Annotated in this window: 11 protein-coding genes; 9 read left to right on the top strand and 2 right to left on the bottom strand. The window is 48.3% G+C overall.

What is annotated here, in order from left to right:
* Positions 1–67: 67 nt before the first annotated feature.
* A complete protein-coding gene (locus ACTRDR_RS01440; protein ID WP_176865191.1) occupies positions 68–562 on the bottom strand; it encodes a QueT transporter family protein in 495 nt (164 codons plus the stop codon).
* 612 nt (positions 563–1,174) lie between these two features.
* On the opposite strand from ACTRDR_RS01440, the gene ACTRDR_RS01435 reads away from it, so the two are divergent.
* The 9 genes from ACTRDR_RS01435 (at position 1,175) to ACTRDR_RS01395 (ending at position 19,996) form a co-directional block, all read left to right on the top strand.
* Positions 1,175–8,290, top strand: coding sequence for an InlB B-repeat-containing protein (locus ACTRDR_RS01435; RefSeq protein ID WP_440525892.1), 7,116 nt, complete (start codon positions 1,175–1,177; stop codon positions 8,288–8,290).
* A gap of 30 nt (positions 8,291–8,320) precedes the next feature.
* Complete coding sequence (locus tag ACTRDR_RS01430; protein WP_440525891.1) at positions 8,321–9,262, top strand: S8 family peptidase; 942 nt, start codon at positions 8,321–8,323, stop codon at positions 9,260–9,262.
* 85 nt (positions 9,263–9,347) lie between these two features.
* Positions 9,348–9,920 (top strand): aminoacyl-tRNA hydrolase, encoded by a 573-nt coding sequence (gene pth / locus ACTRDR_RS01425; protein ID WP_440525890.1) that lies wholly within the window; start codon positions 9,348–9,350, stop codon positions 9,918–9,920.
* 28 nt (positions 9,921–9,948) lie between these two features.
* The gene (gene mfd, locus ACTRDR_RS01420) at positions 9,949–13,515 is read left to right on the top strand and encodes a transcription-repair coupling factor (RefSeq protein ID WP_440525889.1); all 3,567 of its coding nucleotides are present in this window, start codon (positions 9,949–9,951) and stop codon (positions 13,513–13,515) included.
* 339 nt (positions 13,516–13,854) lie between these two features.
* Positions 13,855–14,889 carry a sugar kinase gene (locus ACTRDR_RS01415; protein WP_440525888.1) on the top strand — a complete coding sequence of 345 codons (1,035 nt, stop codon included), beginning with the start codon at positions 13,855–13,857 and terminating at the stop codon, positions 14,887–14,889.
* A 232-nt stretch (positions 14,890–15,121) separates the two neighbouring features.
* Positions 15,122–15,790: a hypothetical protein gene (locus ACTRDR_RS01410; RefSeq protein WP_440525887.1), complete on the top strand. Its 669-nt coding sequence runs from the start codon at positions 15,122–15,124 to the stop codon at positions 15,788–15,790.
* 81 nt (positions 15,791–15,871) lie between these two features.
* Positions 15,872–16,528, top strand: coding sequence for an NUDIX hydrolase (locus tag ACTRDR_RS01405; RefSeq protein ID WP_440525886.1), 657 nt, complete (start codon positions 15,872–15,874; stop codon positions 16,526–16,528).
* A 130-nt stretch (positions 16,529–16,658) separates the two neighbouring features.
* Complete coding sequence (locus ACTRDR_RS01400) at positions 16,659–18,866, top strand: alpha-galactosidase (protein WP_440525885.1); 2,208 nt, start codon at positions 16,659–16,661, stop codon at positions 18,864–18,866.
* A gap of 110 nt (positions 18,867–18,976) precedes the next feature.
* Positions 18,977–19,996 carry a substrate-binding domain-containing protein gene (locus tag ACTRDR_RS01395; protein WP_440525884.1) on the top strand — a complete coding sequence of 340 codons (1,020 nt, stop codon included), beginning with the start codon at positions 18,977–18,979 and terminating at the stop codon, positions 19,994–19,996.
* Here the strand turns inward: ACTRDR_RS01395 and ACTRDR_RS01390 are convergent.
* A complete protein-coding gene (locus ACTRDR_RS01390) occupies positions 19,944–20,891 on the bottom strand; it encodes a helix-turn-helix domain-containing protein (RefSeq protein ID WP_440525883.1) in 948 nt (315 codons plus the stop codon). The two genes, ACTRDR_RS01395 and ACTRDR_RS01390, sit on opposite strands and share 53 nt — an antisense overlap.
* Positions 20,892–20,997: the final 106 nt, after the last annotated feature.

The raw sequence follows: 20,997 nt of genomic DNA, 5'->3' as shown, positions 1-20,997 counted from the left end.
ACAGAGGCTTATAGCCTCAGAGCAAACCACCCGTTAGACGGGTGGTGGTGATTGTGAATGCTGGAAATTATTTCTGTACGTCAAAAATGTATTTGCGATATTTCTGCAACACGGTGCGAAGCAGCATACCCAGGATGCCGCAGGAAATCACTTCACCGATGCCGACGGTCAGCATAAAATAAGGAATACCACCCTCTAAATGATATACATAAGCCAGCACGAAAGGAACGATGATGGTGTTAGCGATGATGGGAGGCAGAGGAGCCAGCCATTTGTTCTTATCACGCAGCAGATAAGTGCCAAAGGCACCAATCAGCGTTGCCAGGCTTCCGAAGATAATGTCAAGCAGCATGCAACCGGTCATGGTATTGCTGATGATACATCCCAGGAAAAGTCCCGGTATGGCAGCAGGGGTAAATACGGGAAGAATCGTCAGGGCTTCCGAGAAGCGGACCTGAATGGCATAATTTGCCAGTCCCAGAGCGTTGGCTAACATGGTCAGCACAACATAGAGAGCAGCGATCACCGCTCCGTGTACGAGGTACAGTACTTTCTTGTTCATTTGTTTTCTCCTTTAGTTTTTATTTACGAGTGGAAGGTCACGAACACTCGATTCATTTTACGCCGGGAATCGGCGAGCCCTGTAAGACCTTGTTTTTATGGGCTGTGCAACTGTTTTAGTATAACAATAATCCGGAAAAAGTCAAGAGCTGGTACAATTTAGACTCAATTTGCATCAATTTTTTGTAAATGGTGAGTTTTATTGACGAAATCAAAAAAGCAACTCAATCCTTGGTCGGGCGGTTGCTTTTTTGATGTTTATGTTTCCGTGCAGTCTGTACGAGTACCTTTCAATAGATTTCCCATCTGTATCACCTCCAATAATACTGGAAGCTCGCAAAATGTCATCATTTTGGCGAAAGGTGAACCGCTTACCGTTTTGGTAACACTCCATTTTTATTATAAGCGATAGATTAACAAAAGCGTGAAACTCGTTTACAAAACGGGAATTTCGGGTGACTATTGAGCCTCCTGAGATCCTCTGGGTCGATTCATGACATATTTGGGTCGATTCATGCAAAAAATGGTTTTGGGCAAAATTTTAGAGTACAATCAAAATAAGTAGAAAACTGTCCTAAAACTGCCATAAAGGCACAAAGAGAGGAAGGAACATATGAAAAAGGTACGAAAGCAATGCAAGAGAGCATTATCTATGATACTGGCACTGACCATGGTCGTGGGTATGCTTTCCGGATGCGGTCTCGGAGAGAAACCGGCATCTGATCCGGTACCGGATACCGTGATGGCGGTAGAAGAGGTTAATGAGGTCACCCTGAGTAGTAAGGGTGAGGAAAATTTCTTACTTACCGCTGGAGAGAAACCGGAACTGGAATTTGATACTATGAACGGAAAGGTAACGAATATTACTGTGACCCCGGCAGATAAGACATTAGAGGCTTATCAGTATTATACCGTTACCGTTACGCTGACTGCGAAGAATGGCGAGAGCTTCGCAAAATCAGTGACGATCACACTGGATGGCGTGGAGCTTACGGTAAAGGAGCAGTCAGAGGACAGACTGGTAGTGGAATATACAACGCTGGCACTGCCTGAGACGATTACCACGGATGAGATGGCGAAGGTATCCACATACGGAGAGGCAGCGTCCGAAAAAGCACTGGGCACAGCGAAAATCCAGGCACTGCTGGATGCAGACCTGACTGTCTATTCCGAGGATGGCAAGACTTCTTACATAGTTAAGAAGGGATATGTCCCTCTGTTTATGGTGCCCTCCTTTGTAGCAAACGGAGAGCCGGAACAGATCAGGGATGGAGAAAGCGTTCAGATCATCAGTGAACACGGGGAAGAGGATTTCTCCGGAGCATATGGAGCCTGGTACAAGATTGCCTATCATGGAAAAGTGGGTTATCTTCCCATTACCTTTGTAAAAGATACTAAGCTCCAGACAAATGCGGCAGCTACACCGGCACCTGCAGCTACACCGAAGAAAACCGCACAGACCAGACCTGCGGCGAAACCGGCAGTCGGTCAGACGGCTCAGCAGACCGCAGCAGCGGATAACAATGACAGCGGAAGCTCCGGCTCCGGCAGTGGAAGTTCAGGAACCAACAACGGAAGCAGTTCGAACAATGGCTCCGGTAACAATACGACAAAGACGGTCTACTATCGGGTGGATTTTGCACTGGGCGGAGGAATCAGCAGTGCAGATGCTATACTTCCGAGCGCACTTATGGTGGAAGAAAATTCCACACTGGACATTAATCAACTGGCAACTCCGTCAGTGCCCGGTTATCTGTTTGAAGCATGGTATTATGATTCTGCCCTGACTAAGCAGGTGAGAAGCGGTGACAGAATCAACGCGAATACCACGTTATATGCAAAAGTTACGGAGATCACAGGGACAGAGGTTGCCTGGGGACAAGATAATTATATCTCTAAAACGGATGTTAATGCAGATAACTTTACGATTACCGTATTAAAGCCCGCAGGAGGAAATTCTACGGAAAAGAGTGCAGATGTGGCAGAACTGCATGATCTTGCCGATCAGAATACGTCTCTGTCATTAAAAATTTCAGAGCCTGAGAATTTCACTGCTGATGAGAAAAGCTACGAAAAGTATACGATTTCTTTCGATGAATTAGAGGCAGGTGATACCTATCAGCTGCAGTTGTTAGACGGTGGCTATGTCTTCTACGAGGACAGTCAGGTACAACCTACTGTGGTCAGACTTTATAATTTCACCACAGCGATGCAGGAAGAAGAGAACTTAGAACTTAACAGCAATTTGGTCTATCTGCCGAAATCTGAAGTGAAATATACAGAGGGCAGTGATTACCTGTCCGGTCTGTTTACGGTATCTGTAAATGATGACATGACACAGTTAAATACGGTGGATGGTAAGGGAAGCTTTACCTATAACGGAGATCAGACGATCGAAGTAGGAACCACTGTTGTAATTTACGACGGTCAAAAAGCACCGAAATTAGGAGACGGTGTCAAAGCAGCAGATCAGTATGACGGAAATGCCGCTTATGTGACCATCTCAAAAATAGATGGAAATACCTATTATTACGGTGTTGCTGAGGCAGAGGATGTTCTGTTTACACCGGATGTATTGCCTGTAAATGTGAAAGATGATGAGGATAACAGTGACACCACTGTAACGATTGACACAGCAAAACTGGACTTTTCCGGAAGTGAGTACCAGGATATGGGACTGGATGCAAGCACAACAGTAGATGTAGGTGACTATCTTGCATTCTATGAGGGCAGTATGGACACTGCTACGGAACTCACTTATGGAAGAATTACGGCAATTACAGTATCCGGAGAGGATACAATCCTGACCTATGAAAAGGTGTCGGAAGCTACTGTACTGAATTCCATGACGGTCTACAGTACGGAAGAGATGGATATCGAGATGGATGAAAAAACAGCACGGTCCATCGAGGAAGAAATTGAGAAGGATGCCATTGACAGCGGTTTTGCGCTGGAAGCAGCTAATTACCTGGCAACGGTTGCGCTGGCAACGGACCAGTTGCAATCGATTGCCGAGGAGAGAGGGCTGCAGGAACTGACGCTTACCAGAGAAGATGGCTCAGCACTTACGCAGAGCGATCTGCAGCTGATGGCAAGCAACAGCGTCTCCGTGGAAGGGCTGTCTGTGAAAGCAAATATCAGCCGGCAACTGCAGAATTTGAAGGGCGGATCCCAGAAAGGTGCACGTGCGCAGCTGGAGGTCAGCTTTAAAGTAGTAATAGGTTCCGGAAAAAATCAGCTGACACTGAAGGTAGCGGCTACCTTTGAACAGGAGATTGCACTGAACCTGAATATCAAGGGTAAGACTGTCTGGGGTAGGAAATGGATTTTCTATTATATTAAGGATTACAGCATTACCACGAACCTGGATGTCGGCTCCTACACCGGTGTAGGTATTACAGCAACGGTCGTGGCAGAAAAAGATGAGGATAACTTTGACTGGTCTTCTGTGGCCGGGAATACCCTTGGCGAACAGATCAAGAACCTGATGCAGACTCAGGATAAATTCTTCAATCAGGACATCACCGGCACAGGTGGCGGACTGGCAGAAAAATATGCTGACATGCTGGAAAACAATCCGGACTGGATCGACCTGGTGAATGTAAATATTTTCTCAAACGAATCCAGAATTTTGGCGGGCATTGTTGTAGTAGGTGTACAGGGTGATTTCGTAGTATCTGCCAAGGTAAATATCATGCTGGGCATGAGTTTCCAGTACAGCGTATATAAGAGATATACCTTTACAATGAATGTATTCAGCAAGAGCAGTAGCAGTAACTGCGTGGATCTGACCAAGTCGAACTACCAGTTTGATATGTACGTAATGGGTACCCTGGGACTACGGGCAGGCATTCGGTTGACGGTTTATACGGGACTGTTCAGTAAAAAAGTGGCATGTATCGGCATCACGGCAGAAGCCGGTGCTTATGTACAGATGTGGGGTTATTTCTACTACAGTACAAGATGGGAGGCTGGCAGCAGTAAAACATCCAGTGCATCCGGAGCAATGCTCTTAGAAGTGGGTGCATATCTGGAGATCCGTTTCTTGGCTTCCGCGTTCAACGGCAGATTTAAGTATGCTCCGGTATTGTATGATAAATACTGGCCGTTGTGGAATATGGGATCGGTAGAGAATGTCTATGGATTTCATTACGAGACGATAGAAGGGGAAAAGGACGACAAGGATATTAACATGGGAGCTAACACCAGTGTGGCACTTCCCGTGGACAGACTGAACATGTCCTATATGAACCTGCGCAACGGCAACACTACAGATAAGACTTATACGTACGGTGACTTTGACATCACGACCACCGGCAACTTCAAGTATGAGAACGGCGTCATCAGTGTGGATATTCAGGATGGCAGCAATGAGGAGAAGGGAACGGTAACGCTGACCTGGAAGGGTGCACCTCTGTCCTTCACAAGTAAGCCTCTGTCCTGTACACTCGATATTACCTGGAGTGATCCTTCCAGAGTGCATAGCGTAAGCTATGATTTGAATGGAGGTACCGCTTATGAGAACGGAGAGGCTCTGACAGACGGTATTCACAGTGAGACAGCTATTACAGGAGCCAGGCTGACCGCACCTTCCGCAGAACTGAAGAAGGAATTCTATGTCTTCGACGGATGGTATCAGGATGTGGCATGTAAGACTCCCTGGAACTTTGATAAGGATAAGGTGACGGAGAATCTTGTGCTTCATGCGAAGTGGAATCCGGAACCCTATGAGATCACTTATGAACTGGACGGTGGTGCGAATTCTGAGGCAAACCCCGCCTCCTACACAGCAGAGGATACGGTAAAGCTGGCAGATCCTGTGAAGGCAGGCTATGTCTTCCTGGGCTGGTATACTACAGCAGACGGTACGGGTATGAAGGTAACGGAGATCGCAGCAGGCAACAGAGGAGCCAAGACCTTCTATGCATTGTGGACTCCGATGGAGCAGACTTACGAGATCCATCATATGTTACAGACTGTGGATGGCAAAGATTATGAGGATGCAGAAACTGTGAAAGCAACCGCATTGACAGGAACGAAGGTTACGGTGGGAGCAGAACAGAGTAAGACCTATACAGGATTTACTTTCGGTGGAATCCTGACAGACGACAGCACGGGAATCATTCCGGCTGAAGGTACGCTGATATTGAAGCTGTACTACAGCAGAAATACATACGATGTGACCTTCAGCGGTACGGATTCCGAAGATCAGATGGTGAAAGTCCCTTATCAGGGCAAGGTAGCTGAGCCGCAGGCACCGGTGAAAGCGGGTTATACCTTCACCGGATGGTATATCACGGAGGAACCTTCCAGACTTTGGGATTTCGGAACGGATGTTGTAACAGGCACTACCGAACTTCGTGCCGGATGGTCGGCGAATACTTACAATGTAACGTTTGATCTCCGGGGCGGAGCCGGTGGAGACAGCAATGTACAGGCAACCTATGGCAGTGCAATGCCTGCGATCACAGTACCTGCTCTGGCAGGCTATCAGTTCGCCGGATATTATGATCAGGCAGAGGGCGGCACACAGTATTACAATGCAGACGGAAGCAGTGCAGCAGACTGGAATAAGGCAGGAGATACTACGCTGTATGCACATTGGACAGCCAATAGCTATCAGGTGAGCTTTAACGCCAACGGCGGATCCGGCAGCATGGATGCAGAGGAATTTGTCTATGGAGAGACAAAGCAGTTAAGTACGAACAGCTTCACCAAGACCGGTTATGCATTTGTCGGCTGGACCCCTGAGGAAATTGCCGGTGATGTAATATACGCGGATGAAGCAAGCGTAAGCAGCCTTACCACAGAGCAGGGAGGAATTGTGAACCTGTATGCGGTATGGAGGCCCATTACTTATACGGTAGTATTTAATGGCAATGGAGCCGACGGAAGCATGGAAGATCAGCAGATGACCTATGATACGGAAGCTGCATTGAGCCCGAACGGTTATACGAAGACCGGCTATCATTTCCTGGGATGGTCTAAGACCTCCGCTGCCAAAACAAAGGATTATGACAACCAGAAAAGCGTGAGCAATCTGGCAGACACCGAAGGCAGTACGGTAACCCTGTATGCTGTATGGGAGGCAAATACTTATACTGTTGCTTTCTATGCAAACGGTGGTACCGGAAGTCCGATGGCAGAACAGAGCTTCACTTATGATGAGGCAGCAAAGGCATTAAGCAAGAATCAGTACACTAGAACCGGTTACACCTTTAAGGGCTGGGCATTAACAGACACAGCAACAGAGGTAGAATATGCAGACCAGGCGAACGTACGGAACCTGGTAGTTATGCAGGGCGGAGTGCTGCATCTGTATGCGGTATGGACAGCACAGAGCTACACGGTAAGCTTCGATGCAAATGGAGGAAACATGATGACAGATTCAACCTCCAAGAAAGTGACTTACGGAAGTACCTACGGAACCCTGCTTGCCGCAACCAGAATCGGTTATGATTTTGCCGGATGGTATACCGCAAAAGAAGATGGAACAGCAATTATCGCTGACAATACAGTCAACATCACCGAGGACATTACCTTGTATGCCCACTGGACAGCAAAGACGTTCACGGTAAGCTTCGATACGAATCAGGGAAGCGGCAGCAGTACTCCTACATCGGTAAGTCCCATTCACGTGACTTATGATTTTAGCTATGGTGGTTTGCCCGTAACCAGTAGAACCGGTTATACCTTTAACGGCTGGTACACCGCAAGCAGCGGAGGCAACAAAGTAACTGAGAAGACAAAGGTAACTCTGACAGCGGATCAGACCCTGTATGCGCAGTGGACGGCAAATACCTATATGGTAACGTTTAACGCAAATGGCGGAAACTTTGCAGATAGTACGACAGATAAGAGGATTGATCAGACCTATGATGCAAATTATAAGCTTCCGGGAGAGATACCTACCAGAGCCGGTTATGCTTTCGAGGGCTGGTACACCTCAAGTACTGCCGGAGATCAGATTGCAGCAACTACGAAGATGACAACGGCAGGAACACAGACATTATATGCCCAGTGGTCTAAAGACAACTCTGTAAGGGTAGGAAATGTAGTACTGGAATCTTCTTCTACGGCGGTTTATGCAAAAACAGATACGTATGGTAGAGTAACGCAAGGAGGAGATGAGACCAACTATAATGTCAAGCTGGTAGATGGTGTCCTTACTCTGAAAAATGCAACGATATCGTATGGGCAGGTTTCCGCTAATGCAACAGGAGCAATCTATGCGGGAAGCGGTCTGAAAATTGTACTTGAAGGAACCAATAAGGTTACAAGCACCAGCACAAATACAGCAGACACTGCATGGAACTGCGGTATTTACGTAGGCGGCGATTTATGGATACAGGGATCCGGCAGTCTGACCGTTACCGGAGGCAAAGGTGCCATAAGCCATGGTATTAGTGTAGCAGGAGCACTTGTGATACATAGTGTAACATTGACTGCAACAGGTCAGAATGCGCAGAGCTCCAGCGGAATTTATGCATCAGATAAAGTGACTATAGCAGCTAGTGCAAAAGTAACCGCAACCGGAGGAAATGCAAGCATGGGAAACAGCTATGGAATTGAGAGTAACGGTGATATCTCTATCGTCAATGGTAGTGGAAAAGCAAGTGCAGGCACGGCGCAGGGTAATGCCTGGGCAGCGAGTAGAAACCTGTCGTATGCTTATGCAAAGATTACAGGCTACTACACCGACCAAACTGTGACCTGGACTACGCCTTAACAATCTAACAGAAAGACAGGGATGCAAGGAATGAAACGAAAGCAATGGTGCCTCATTCTTCTTCTGGGAAGTCTCCTGTTATCGTCCTGTGGCACTACAGCCACAGGACAGATCACAGAGGTGGCAACCGTCATGGAGATTGTGACCACCGCGGAGACGGAGGCTTCGGACCAGACAGCGGTCGGACAGACACCTGTCCGCATTGCTATTTTGGACTCCGGTATTTCCACTGCGGCGATCGATCCCGAATCTCTCGAAGGGGGCTTGAACAGAATCAAGCCCCTTTCTGATACAGAGGACACGATCGGGCATGGTACGGCGGTGGCATCTATCATTGTAGGAAGTGAGGCTGCCGGGGTGGAAGGGATCTGCCCGCACGCAGTGCTGATCCCGTTGGTGTATTGCGCGGCGGATTACCTGGGGAGAACTGAGAATACGGATGCGGCGATGGTAGGAGAGATGATCAGAGAGGCAGTGGACACGTTTCACTGCGATATCATCAACATCAGTTCAGCCTCGACCACAGACGACAGTTCTCTGCGGGAAGCTGTGGAATATGCGTTGAAGCGGGGCGTGATCGTGATTACCTGCGCGGGGAATGCGAACCTGACAGCCCCGGACAATATTTACTATCCGGGAGCGTACGACGGCGTGATCTGTGTGGGGAGCGTGAACGAAGAGGGGCAGGTCTCTGATTTTTCCCAAAGAGGAGATGATATCGACTTTGTGGCACCGGGAGAAGAGCTTCCTGCGGCAGCTATGGAGGGAGAACGGACATCCGTGACGGGGACATCCTATGCGGCAGCGTACGTGACCGGTATTGTCGCCAGGATCCTGACGGAACAGCCGGACCTGCGTGAGAGATCTGAGAATCTCAGCGCCATTGTACTGGAACAGTTAAAACAACGCGCAGAAGACATTTGTGAACCGGGCTGGGATGAAGATTCCGGCTGGGGTGCACTGAAACGTTAAAAGCAACTGCAACAGTTGCTTTTTTTCTGCAAAAATGCGAAAATATAAGATAGTGCATTGAATGCAAGAAAGTAAGGAGAGAGCTATGTATATTATCGCAGGGCTGGGGAATCCCGGCAAAGAATATGAAAATACGAGACATAATATCGGTTTTGATGTCATAGACAGATTAGCAGAGGAAGAAAATATTGCCGTCATGGAGAGCAAGCATAAGGCACTGATCGGCAAGGGCTACGTGGCAGGGCAGAAGGTGATCCTGGCAAAGCCACAGACCTTCATGAACCTGAGCGGAGAGAGCATCCGGGAGATCGTAGACTATTATAAGGTGGACGATACGACAGAGCTGATCGTGATCTCTGACGACATCAGTCTGGATGTGGGACAGATCCGCATCCGCAAAAAAGGCAGCGCCGGCGGGCATAATGGACTCAAGAATATCATTAAGATGTTAGGGCATGATACTTTTACCCGCGTACGTATGGGTGTGGGTGAGAAACCGAAGAATTATGACCTGGCAGATTATGTATTGGGACATTTCCCTTCGGAAGAACGTACCGTCATGGATGAAGCGACGAAGACTGCCGCAGAAGCGATCCGCATGATCATCACCGAGAGCGCGGATGCTGCCATGAACCATTTTAACAGTAAGAAAGCGTAACGGTCATTAAATTTAAGAGGAAAAAGAAATGCAGGCACTACTTGCGCCATTGAAAGAACTGGCGGAATATGATGAGATCCGTAAAAACGTCAGACAGGGAAAGGGAACCATCGCTCTGTCCGGCTGCGTGGACTCACAGAAACTTCACATGATCTACGGACTCAGCGATGGCCTGAAATACAAGGTCATCGTTACTTATAATGACTTAAAAGCCAAGGAAATCTACGAGGAATACCGCTTTTATGACAGAAATGTCATGCTTTATCCGGCAAAGGACCTGATCTTTTTCCAGGCAGATATTCATGGTAATCAGCTGGTGCAGGAGCGGATCAAGACCTTGCGCAGAGTCGTGGAGGGCAAGCCTGTCACCATCGTCACCACTTACGCGGCACTGATGACACCTCAGGTATTGTGGCAGGAGCAGGATATTATCCGCACCGAACGGGGCGGAAGCTTGGATGAGAGCAAATTGGCATCCAGACTGGTGGCAATGGGATATGAGAAGGCATACCAGGTGGAGAGCCCGGGACAGTTCTCCATCCGCGGCGGCATCGTAGATATTTTTGATCTGACGGAGGAGAATCCCTACCGTATTGAATTGTGGGGGGATGAAGTGGAATCCATCCGCAGCTTCGATATCTTAAGCCAGCGTTCCATTGAGAAGCTGGAGAGCATCACGGTCTACCCGGCGACGGAGTTTGTATTGTCAGAGGAACAGATTCATAAGGGTATCGCGAAGCTGGAAAAAGAAGCAGTAAAACAGGAAAAAGTCTTCCGGGATGCCCACCAGCCGGAGGAAGCCCACAGGATCGCCACTCAGGTAAGCGAGCTGAAGGAACAGCTGCTGGAGTTCCAGAGCAAGATCAATCTGGAGGGTTACATCCGTTATTTTTATGAAGATACCGTAACCATGCCGGAATTGCTGGCAGATATGGCAGGACGATCTCTGGCTTTTTTCATTGATGAGCCGGCGCGAGTGAAAGAGCAGGCGGATGCCATCGAGCTGGAATTCAGAGAGAGCATGGAGCAGCGTGCGAGAAAAGGTTATGTGCTGCCGGGACAGATGAATATTCTATACAGCGGGGAGCAGGTAGCGGCAACATTAGAGAAAAATGCTGTGGTGACACTTGCGACTATGGAGACAAAGTACGGGTATTTTCGGACGGAAAAACATATGGATATTGCAGCCCGCAACATTGCCCCCTATAACAACAGCTTTGAATCCCTGGTCAAGGATCTGAAGAAATATAAAAAGAACGGCTACCGGGTGCTGTTACTGTCCGGTTCCCGTACCAGAGCAAAGCGCCTGGCGGAGGATCTGCGTAATTCCGAGGATGCAGGACTGACAGCGATATACACGGAAGACCCCATGCGGGAGGTACAGCCCGGAGAGATTCTGACCTATTACGGTCATGTGAATAAGGGATTTGAATACCCGTGGCTGAAATTCGTGGTGCTGTCCGAGAGCGATATTTTCGGGGCGGAGAAGCGCAAGAAAAAAAAGAAAAAACTCTACCAGGGGCAGAAGATCAATGATTTCAACGACCTGAAGATCGGTGATTATGTGGTGCATGAGACCCACGGACTGGGGATATACAAAGGCATCGAGAAGGTAGAGGTAGACAAAGTTGTTAAGGATTACCTGAAGATCGAGTACCGGGATGGCGGCAATCTGTACATTCTCGCTACCGGACTGGATGTAATTCAGAAATATGCCTCCGCCGATGCGGCGAAGAAGCCGAAGCTGAATAAATTAGGCGGCAAGGAATGGGAGCACACCAAGACCAAGGTGCGCAGCGCGGTCAGCGCCGTGGCAAAGGATCTGGTGGAGCTGTATGCGGTCCGCCAACAGAGCGAGGGCTATTCCTTCGGAAAAGATACCGTATGGCAGCGGGAGTTCGAGGAGATGTTTCCTTTCGAGGAGACGGAGGATCAGCTGAATGCCATCGCGGATACCAAGGCGGATATGGAGAGCCACCGGATCATGGACCGTCTGATCTGCGGAGATGTGGGATATGGTAAGACCGAGATCGCCATCCGTGCTGCCTTCAAGGCAGTGCAGGAGGGCAAACAGGTGGTATACCTGGTGCCCACCACCATTTTAGCGCAGCAGCATTACAACACTTTTGTGCAGAGAATGAAGGATTTCCCGGTCAATATTGCCCTGATGAGCCGGTTCCGCACGCCTTCGGAGATCAAAAAGACAGTAAAGGATCTGGAAAAGGGTATGGTGGATATCGTCATCGGAACCCACAGAGTATTGTCGGCGGATGTGAAATTCAAGGATCTGGGGCTTTTGATCATCGATGAGGAGCAGCGTTTCGGCGTGGCTCATAAGGAGAAGATCAAGAAATTAAAAGAGAACGTGGATGTGCTGACATTAACGGCAACACCCATTCCCCGTACGCTGCACATGAGCCTGATCGGTATCCGGGATATGAGCGTGTTAGAGGAGGCACCCAACGACAGACTGCCGATCCAGACCTTCGTCTGTGAATACAATGATGAGCTGGTCAGAGAGGCGATCGTCCGGGAGATGGCGCGGGGCGGACAGGTCTACTATGTCTACAATCGTGTGAACAATATCGCGGATATTGCAGCACAGATCGCGAAGCTGGTGCCGGAGGCTAACGTGGCTTATGCCCATGGGCAGATGAAGGAGCATGAGCTGGAGCGGATCATGTTTGATTTCATCAACGGGGAGATTGATGTTCTGGTGTCCACTACGATTATCGAAACAGGACTGGATATCTCCAATGTAAACACCATGATCATCCATGACTCGGATAACCTGGGGCTGTCCCAGCTCTACCAGCTCAGGGGACGCGTGGGTCGGTCCAACCGAAATGCGTATGCTTTTCTGATGTACAAGCGGGATAAAATGTTAAAAGAAGTAGCGGAGAAACGGCTGGCGGCGATCAAGGAATTCACGGATCTGGGCAGTGGCTTCAAGATCGCCATGCGTGACCTGGAGATCCGCGGTGCCGGGAATCTGCTGGGGATGAGCCAGCATGGACATATGGAAGCTGTGGGATACGATCTGTACTGCAAGATGTTGAATGAAGCGGTGCAGAACCTGAAAGGAGTCCACACGACGGTGGATTTCACGACGGTGATCGACTTGGATGTGGATGCTTATATTCCTGCGGAATACATTGTGAATGAGACGCAGAAGCTGGACATTTACAAGCGTATCGCCGGTATCGAGACCATAAAAGAGCGGGATGAGATGAAGGATGAACTGTTAGACCGTTTTGGCAATATCCCCAAGGCGGTGGACAATCTGCTTCGGATCGCGCTGATCCGTATGGCGGCACACGCACTGGACATGACGGAGATCAAGGGCAAGAACGGCCGGATCACATTCAACTTCCGACCGGATGCAGGGATAGATCCGCTGAAAATCCCCGCATTTTTGAAAAAACATGGAGAAAATCTTAGCTTTACCGCCTATGGCAATCCGTTTTTTACTTATAAATATAAGAAAACGGAGCTGGTGGAGACCGATGCGGAACTTCTGATGGGTAAAACCGAGGAACTGCTGGAAGAGATGAAATCCCTGGCGCTGGAACTGGAATCGGTGCAGAAAAATTAAGAGATTTTTATAGGACTGTAAAAATGATACCTTCTTATCAGAACAGTGAACAAAGGGCTTCTGATAAGGAGGTATTTTATGAAAGGTTATGTAACAGCCAGCGGATATATGGGATATGTGGAGAACGAATATATTTTATTTGCCAGTGAAGATGATTATTTTGAATACGTGGATTCGTTAAATTTTTAATTAATGTCCAGTGTCTTTACCGCCACAGCCTATCTGTGATATAGTACAAATGTAAAGGAAAAATGTAAGGGGTTTCAGCACGCTCTGCGAGGAGTAATGGTGATACTCTGATAAAGCATTAGGCAAAATAAACAGATGGGAGTTTATATTATGGAACTGACTGAGAAGAAGGAATTTGATCTGCTCTCCCTGGGAGAGATTATGCTGAGATTATCACCGCCCGATAACGAGCGTATCACCAGAGGCGACAGCTTCAGCAAGCAGGCGGGAGGTGCAGAACTGAATGCCATCACCGGCGCGGCAATGCTGGGATTGCGCTGTGGTATCATTTCCAAGCTTCCGGCCAATGACCTGGGTGTATATATTAAGAACCGTGTACGTCTCTGCGGCGTCAGCGATGACTATCTGGTATACGATGATGACAAGGACGCCAGACTGGGTGTGTACTATTATGAGAATGGTGCTTATCCGAGAAAGCCCCGTATTGTATATGACCGTAAGAATACCTCTATCAACAAGCTGAGCGTTGCGGATTATGATGGCAGCCTGTATAGCGCTACACGCTGCTTCCATACCAGCGGCATTACGCTGGCACTGAGCCCCGAACTGAGAGCAACCGCAATTGAAATGATCAAGCGTTTTAAGGAGCAGGGAGCCATCATCTCCTTTGATGTGAACTTCCGTGGGAACCTGTGGACCGGTGCCGAGGCGAAGGAATGCATCGAATCCATTCTGCCTTATGTAGATATCTTCTTCTGTTCCGAAGATACCGCACGCCTGACTTTCCTGAAGGAAGGCGATGCCAAGAGCATTATGAAGAGCTTCACGGAAGAATATCCGATCTCTATTGTGGCATCCACACAGCGTATCGTACATAGCCCGAAGCGCCATACCTTCGGTTCTATCATCTACAGTGCCAAGGACGATACATATTATGAAGAAGCACCTTACACCGATATCGAAGTCGTAGACCGTATCGGAAGCGGTGACGCTTATATCTCCGGTGTCCTCTACGGACTGCTGGCACATCCCGGCGAGTACCAGCGGGCACTGGAATACGGTAATGCCATCAGTGCACTTAAGAACACCATCCCCGGTGACCTGCTGTGCACCGACTTAAAGGAGATTCAGGGAATCATCAAGGAGCATAAGTCCACCGGGCGTATTGCGGAGATGGACCGCTAAGGCATTTACCCTTCTTATATGATTGAAGAAATAGAAAACACAAAGCTCTGTCATGTTAATTTCAGTGCATGACAGGGCTTTTTCTGTTTATTTTTAACAATAATAAACCTAAAATATATTAAAAAGTCTGCTATACAAGATTAAATTAGTTTGATATACTAAAGATTGATATAGTATTAAAAGCAGAATGTTATCAGATGGAAGATTTGAGAAACAGAAGGGAGACAGCAATTTGGAAAAGGAAGACCGTATCCGGCAGAAAGAACAATGGAAACAACTGTCTCCTTCTGAAAAATGGCAGTATTTTACGGACTATTATCTGTGGGTCACCATAGGCGTGGCAACGGGAATCGTCATTCTGATCTTCCTGATCGTACATTTTGCCACCAAGACCAGCTTCGTCATGGGAGTCATGGCAGTGAATACGGACGGAGAGTACATCGAAGCCACCGGTCCGGATTATTTTACGGATTTCCTGCGGGAACACGGTGTGACCTCCAGGCGTGACGTGGTGAATCTGAACTATACGATCTGGATCGATCCGAATTCAGATACCGATGTGGATTCCACGAATCTCAGTACGATCCAGGTATTGTTCATGACTCGGTCGGTGGATGTATTTTTCTCCGACGAAGAGTTTTTGAAGCTCATGGGCGGCACGGATTATCTGGTAGATTTAAGGGATTATCTGTCTAAGGAGCTATTGGACAGATATGAAGATCATCAGATCAAAGTGTTAAATACCATGACAGGAGAGACAATCGTGGCGGGGATCCGGCTGGAAGATAATGTCTGGGTGCAAAAGACCGGCTGGTATGAGCACTCGGCAGCAGTAGGACTGGCGGATGGCATGAAAAACCCGGAACTGGCGGTGGCACTGCTGGAGGAAATCCTACAGTAGTTTTGTCACGGCTGCCTGCGCCTGCGGCAGGTAATGCTCTGTTGGAACGTGGATGCCAGATCACGATGGGAGCAGAAAGACATGGAGCATAAAGAGGGAATGGAAAACATGGACGTAAAAGAAAATGATAGAAAACACTATCGGGGAATCGAGAAACAGACGGACAATCCGTTTTTAAATCTGTATCATATCGATGCACTGGGACGGGACGGCACACCGTTTCACTACTATTTTGCTTCCCGCAATGATGAGGATAATATCAAACATAAGACTCATAGCTTACGCCCTGAAGGTATGGCGGTCTATGCGGTAACGGAGGATGGACAACATCTGGTACTGGTGCGGCAGTACCGTTACCCTATGGACGATTATCTCTATGAACTGCCTGCAGGATTGATCGAGCCGGGAGAGACGGCTTCGGAGGCTGCCTGCCGGGAGATGATCGAGGAGACCGGATGGAAACTGGAGGTTTATGAAGGCGGGGAACCGGCATTCCGCAGAGGCTTTTTCCTGGCACAGGGGCTGACGGACGAGAGCGGCAGTATGATCTTCGGCACGGTGACGGAGCAGGTGGGACAGCAGATGGAGAACACTGAGGATATTCAGGTGATCCTGGCAGACAGGCAGGAAGCATTCCGGATCTTGCGGGAAGAACGGGTCTCCATGCGTTGCGGACTGATGCTGATGCAGTTTTTGAAGGCAGAAAAGGAAGCACCATTTGCTTTTTTATATTTATGACAGCTGTGTCAGCAAAAAATGGGAGACCAGGGCAGATATGCTGCGCAGAGAAGCTTGAAAATGATGGTTTTGGAAAAACGGCTTCCGGTTTTTTAGAAAGATTTTTATTCCGGAAAGAAAGAGGTAAATTATGGCAATCAGATACATAGAACAGGACAGAACCTTCTGGTTAGATACGGAGCACACCAGCTATCTGCTGGCGATCGTAGATCAGGAGAATTTTGTGGGACACGTATATTACGGCGGAAAATTGCAGTATACCGAAGGAACACCGGCACCGGTATATCTGATGCGCACCGGTGAAGCCCCCTTTGTACCGTCTAAGAATAACCGGGAGCGTGTTTCCTTCCTGGATTCCTTCCCCATGGAGTATCCGGGGAATGGATTGGGAGATTACAGAGAAAGCGCTATTTCTGTGCGCACGGTACAAGGACATGCAGGAGTACAGCTGCAATACGTCTCCTATGAGATCGTAAAACAGAAGCCCACACTGCCGGGACTGCCTTCCACTTTCCCAAGAGAAGAAGACTGTGATACCCTGATCCTGCATCTGGCGGATCCTGTGATCGGTCTTGCTGCGGATCTGTTATACACTACATTTGAAAAAGAAGATGTGATCACCCGCAGTGTGATCCTCAAAAATACAGCAGAACAGCCGATTTATCTGACGAAAGTTATGTCTGCCTGCCTGGATCTGGATTGCACGGATGAAAAGTATGACATCCTTACCTTGCATGGTTCCTGGGGGAGAGAACGTCAGATGGAGAGGAGAAGTCTGATGCATGGTAAGCAAAGCGTTGGGTCTGTCAGAGGAGAATCCTCCCACCAGGAGCATCCGTTTATTGCATTGTTGTCGGAAAATGCGACGCAGGATACGGGTGAAGTCTATGGCATGCATTTTGTATATTCCGGTAATTTCCTGGCACAGGCAGAGCTGTCACAGTTTGACTCCATCCGTATGACTATGGGGATCCATCCGGAGAATTTTGTATGGAAGTTGGAGCAGGGAGAAAGCTTTTCTGCGCCCGAAGTAGTAATGACTTATTCTTCAGAGGGGCTTAGCGGTATGACACATCATTATCATGATATGTACCGCGAGCATCTGATCCGTGGAGAATACCGGGATAAAAAGCGCCCGATTCTGATCAACAACTGGGAAGCTACGTATTTTGATTTTAATACCGATAAATTATTAAAGATTGCAAAGCAGGCATCAAAGCTCGGGATTGAAATGTTGGTTATGGACGACGGGTGGTTTGGACACCGTAATGATGACAGCACGAGCCTGGGTGACTGGAAGGTCAATGAGCAGAAGCTGCCGGGAGGTCTGAAACTTCTGGTGGATCAGGTAAATGCTATGGGACTTAAGTTCGGTATCTGGTTCGAACCGGAGATGATCTCGCCGGATTCGGAGCTGTACAGAGAACATCCTGACTGGGCAATCGCCATTCCGGGACGTGCGGGAAGCCTGTGCCGGAATCAATATGTGCTGGATCTGTCCCGTAAGGAAGTCAGAGATCATGCCTTTGAAAGCGTGGCGGCAGTCTTGCACAGTGCCAATATTGAATATGTAAAATGGGATATGAACAGGCAGCTGTCGGATCTGGGCAGCGTGGAACTGCCTGCGGATCGTCAGGGAGAGTTGTACCACAGATATGTGTTGGGGGTATACGAACTGCAGGAGAGACTGCTTGCGGAATTTCCTCATCTGCTCTTAGAGAATTGTTCCGGTGGTGGAGCAAGATTCGATCCGGGCATGCTGTATTATAGTCCGCAGATCTGGTGCTCGGATGATACGGATGCCATTGAACGGTTGAAGATTCAGGAAGGCACGATGTTGCTATATCCGTTATCCACTATGGGAGCCCATGTATCGGATTGCCCCAACCACGCCTTAGGAAGAGTGACACCTTTTGAGACCAGGGGTCATGTGGCACTGGCAGGCACCTTTGGCTACGAGCTTGATATCACGAAGATTCCTGAGGAGGACAGGCAGCAGATCCCCGCACAGACCGCTATGTATCACAAGTACAACGATCTGATCCGCAGAGGGGATTACTGGCGGATTGCGTCATATTTAGAAAATGGCAGCTACGACTGCTACATGGTAGCTTCCAAGGATAAAAAGGAAGCGCTGGTAACTTATGTACAGGTATTATCAAGACCGAATTTCCACAGCAGAAGAGTGCGCCTGAAAGGACTGGTGCCGGAAAACCGCTACCGTATCGAGGAGACCGGAGAAGTATTTGGCGGTGATGTGTTGATGCAGGCCGGCATGTTGATAGCACCTCAGTGGGGTGACTACCGCAGCAGGCTGATCCATTTGACTGAGGTGTAAAACTGGGCAGGAGCATGCCTTGACAAAAGATTTTCAGATTACTAAGATTTAAGTAGCTTTGATGATTTAACGGAGATGACAGTGAAAATGGCGATAAGGAGTACACAAATATGGCAAAAACAGTAAAATTAGCAGATATCGCAGAACGGGTAGGAGTCAGCACAGTGACCGTGTCCAAGGCATTGTCCGGACAAAAGGGTGTCAGTGAGGAAGTCCGGGAGAAGATCCGCAGTATTGCAGAGGAACTGGGCTACCAGCAGCCATCCGCAGCAAGAAAGAGCCAGAACCAGAAAAGCTACAATATCGGCATTTTGATCTCTGAGAGATTTTTGGATAAATATGAGTCCTTTTACTGGCAGATGTATCAGTCGGTCGCTACCAGAGCCACAGCAAAGGAATGCTTTACCATGCTGGAGGTCATCGGAATGGCAGAGGAAGAGAATGGCAGATTGCCGAAGCTGGTACAGGAACGCAAGGTGGATGGCATTATCGTCATTGGTAAAATGATGGATGATTACCTGCAACATTTGAATACAGAAGCCGGGATCCCGGTGATCTATCTGGATTATTATAACGGCAGAGAAGCCAGTGATTCCGTGATCTCCAACAGCTACTACGGAACCTATGAGCTGACATATTATCTGTATCGGATGGGACACCGCAAGATCGCTTATGTGGGAACCCTGCTGGCCACCGAGAGCATTACGGACCGATATTTCGGTTATCAAAAGGCTCTTTTAGAGCTGGGACTGGAACAGAAGAAGGAATGGGTGCTGGATGATCGTCATATTGAGACCGGCAAGATCGATACGGTGAATATGTTGCAGCTTCCGAAGGATATGCCTACCGCGTTCGTATGCAACTGCGATCTGACCGCAAGCTTTCTCATTAAGAAGCTGAAAGAGAACGGATATCGTGTACCGGAGGATATCTCAGTGGTTGGCTTTGATAATTACCTGTATCCCGGACTCAGTGATATCCGTATTACTACTTATGAAGTAGATATGGGAGAGATGGCGAGGAGAGCCATTCATAATATGATTAAGAAGATCACCAGTGATAATTTCAAAGGGGGAGTCACCGTGGTGGAAGGGCGTCTGGTATTGAAGGACAGCGTGTCTCGCGTATGACTTGCGGGGCATTCTGTCTGTAGACAAGGGGAGTGACCCCGGTGTGCTTCTTGAATAAGTGAATGAAGTGGTTGGTATTGTCAATGCCCACGGCTGCCCCTACTTCATGAATCGGGTCGTCCGTAGATAGAAGCAGTGATTTTGCTGCTTCTATTTTTTTCTCCTGAAGATATTGTAACGGTGAGGTATGGAATGTGGCGGAGAATTCCCGGCACAGGCGGTAACGGCTGATGCCGAGGCTTTGCTCAAAGTATTCCAAGGAATGGTTCTCGGCATAATTGTCCTCAAAGTCGGCCTTCATACGCATAAGATAGGATGGCAGGGGTCTGGCGTTTTGTGAGACAGGCAGAGAAGACAGGGCAATCTCCGTGAACATATCGGTGAGTTCTCTGTGAATCTGCAGCTGATCGGCGGGTGTCGGGGTAAAGGGAAGCATGGTCAGCTGCTGCATCCGCTGTGCTACACCGGATCCGATAGGGATAGGATAACAGCAGGGATTCGTCTGCCTGAAAATGCTATAATAAGAAGAAAGGTCCTGACCGCTCAGAAAAAATAACTGGAAGCGCCATTTTCCTTGGGAAAGATGCAGAGAGAATTCCTGACTGCAGTCCCAGAACAACAGATGCTCATGATCCAGGATGACATCGAGGTTATGCGAGGAGAAGGAACAGCTTCCTTCCAGGGTGTAAATCAAAAGATATACGGGAAAAGGATTCCATTCATAGCAAAAAGGAGTGGTAAGGCGGAATTCACCGCCAGCCAGAGGGAGGATGAAGCCGTTTTCTTCCAGACACACATCATAGACCTGACCCAGGAGAAGTTCCGGGGAACGCTGCCCCTCGATGGCGGATGAAGTTCGCTTTAAAGCATTGAGAAAAGTGGTTGAAATGTTCATAAAATCCCTCCTCGGATAGCTCCCGCACAGCAAATTAATTTAGCCTAAACATATTATAAACGATTATTTAACCGGTTTCAACGGTAAAAGAAACTTAGAAAAGCAA

Origin of the sequence: Simiaoa sp. (genome assembly GCF_051972595.1) — a bacterium.
GTDB lineage: Bacteria > Bacillota > Clostridia > Lachnospirales > Lachnospiraceae > Acetatifactor > Acetatifactor hominis.
The sequence above is the reverse complement of the archived record's forward strand: the minus strand, read 5'-3'. Positions and strand labels throughout refer to the sequence as shown.

Excerpts from the sequence above, each read along its gene's own strand:
- mfd (WP_440525889.1), top strand. The coding sequence starts at position 9,949 with ATGCAGGCACTACTTGCGCCATTGAAAGAACTGGCGGAATATGATGAG.
- ACTRDR_RS01440 (WP_176865191.1), bottom strand. The coding sequence starts at position 562 with ATGAACAAGAAAGTACTGTACCTCGTACACGGAGCGGTGATCGCTGCT.
- ACTRDR_RS01435 (WP_440525892.1), top strand. The coding sequence starts at position 1,175 with ATGAAAAAGGTACGAAAGCAATGCAAGAGAGCATTATCTATGATACTG.
- ACTRDR_RS01390 (WP_440525883.1), bottom strand. The coding sequence starts at position 20,891 with ATGAACATTTCAACCACTTTTCTCAATGCTTTAAAGCGAACTTCATCC.
- ACTRDR_RS01415 (WP_440525888.1), top strand. The coding sequence starts at position 13,855 with ATGGAACTGACTGAGAAGAAGGAATTTGATCTGCTCTCCCTGGGAGAG.
- pth (WP_440525890.1), top strand. The coding sequence starts at position 9,348 with ATGTATATTATCGCAGGGCTGGGGAATCCCGGCAAAGAATATGAAAAT.
- ACTRDR_RS01405 (WP_440525886.1), top strand. The coding sequence starts at position 15,872 with ATGGAGCATAAAGAGGGAATGGAAAACATGGACGTAAAAGAAAATGAT.
- ACTRDR_RS01400 (WP_440525885.1), top strand. The coding sequence starts at position 16,659 with ATGGCAATCAGATACATAGAACAGGACAGAACCTTCTGGTTAGATACG.
- ACTRDR_RS01430 (WP_440525891.1), top strand. The coding sequence starts at position 8,321 with ATGAAACGAAAGCAATGGTGCCTCATTCTTCTTCTGGGAAGTCTCCTG.
- ACTRDR_RS01395 (WP_440525884.1), top strand. The coding sequence starts at position 18,977 with ATGGCAAAAACAGTAAAATTAGCAGATATCGCAGAACGGGTAGGAGTC.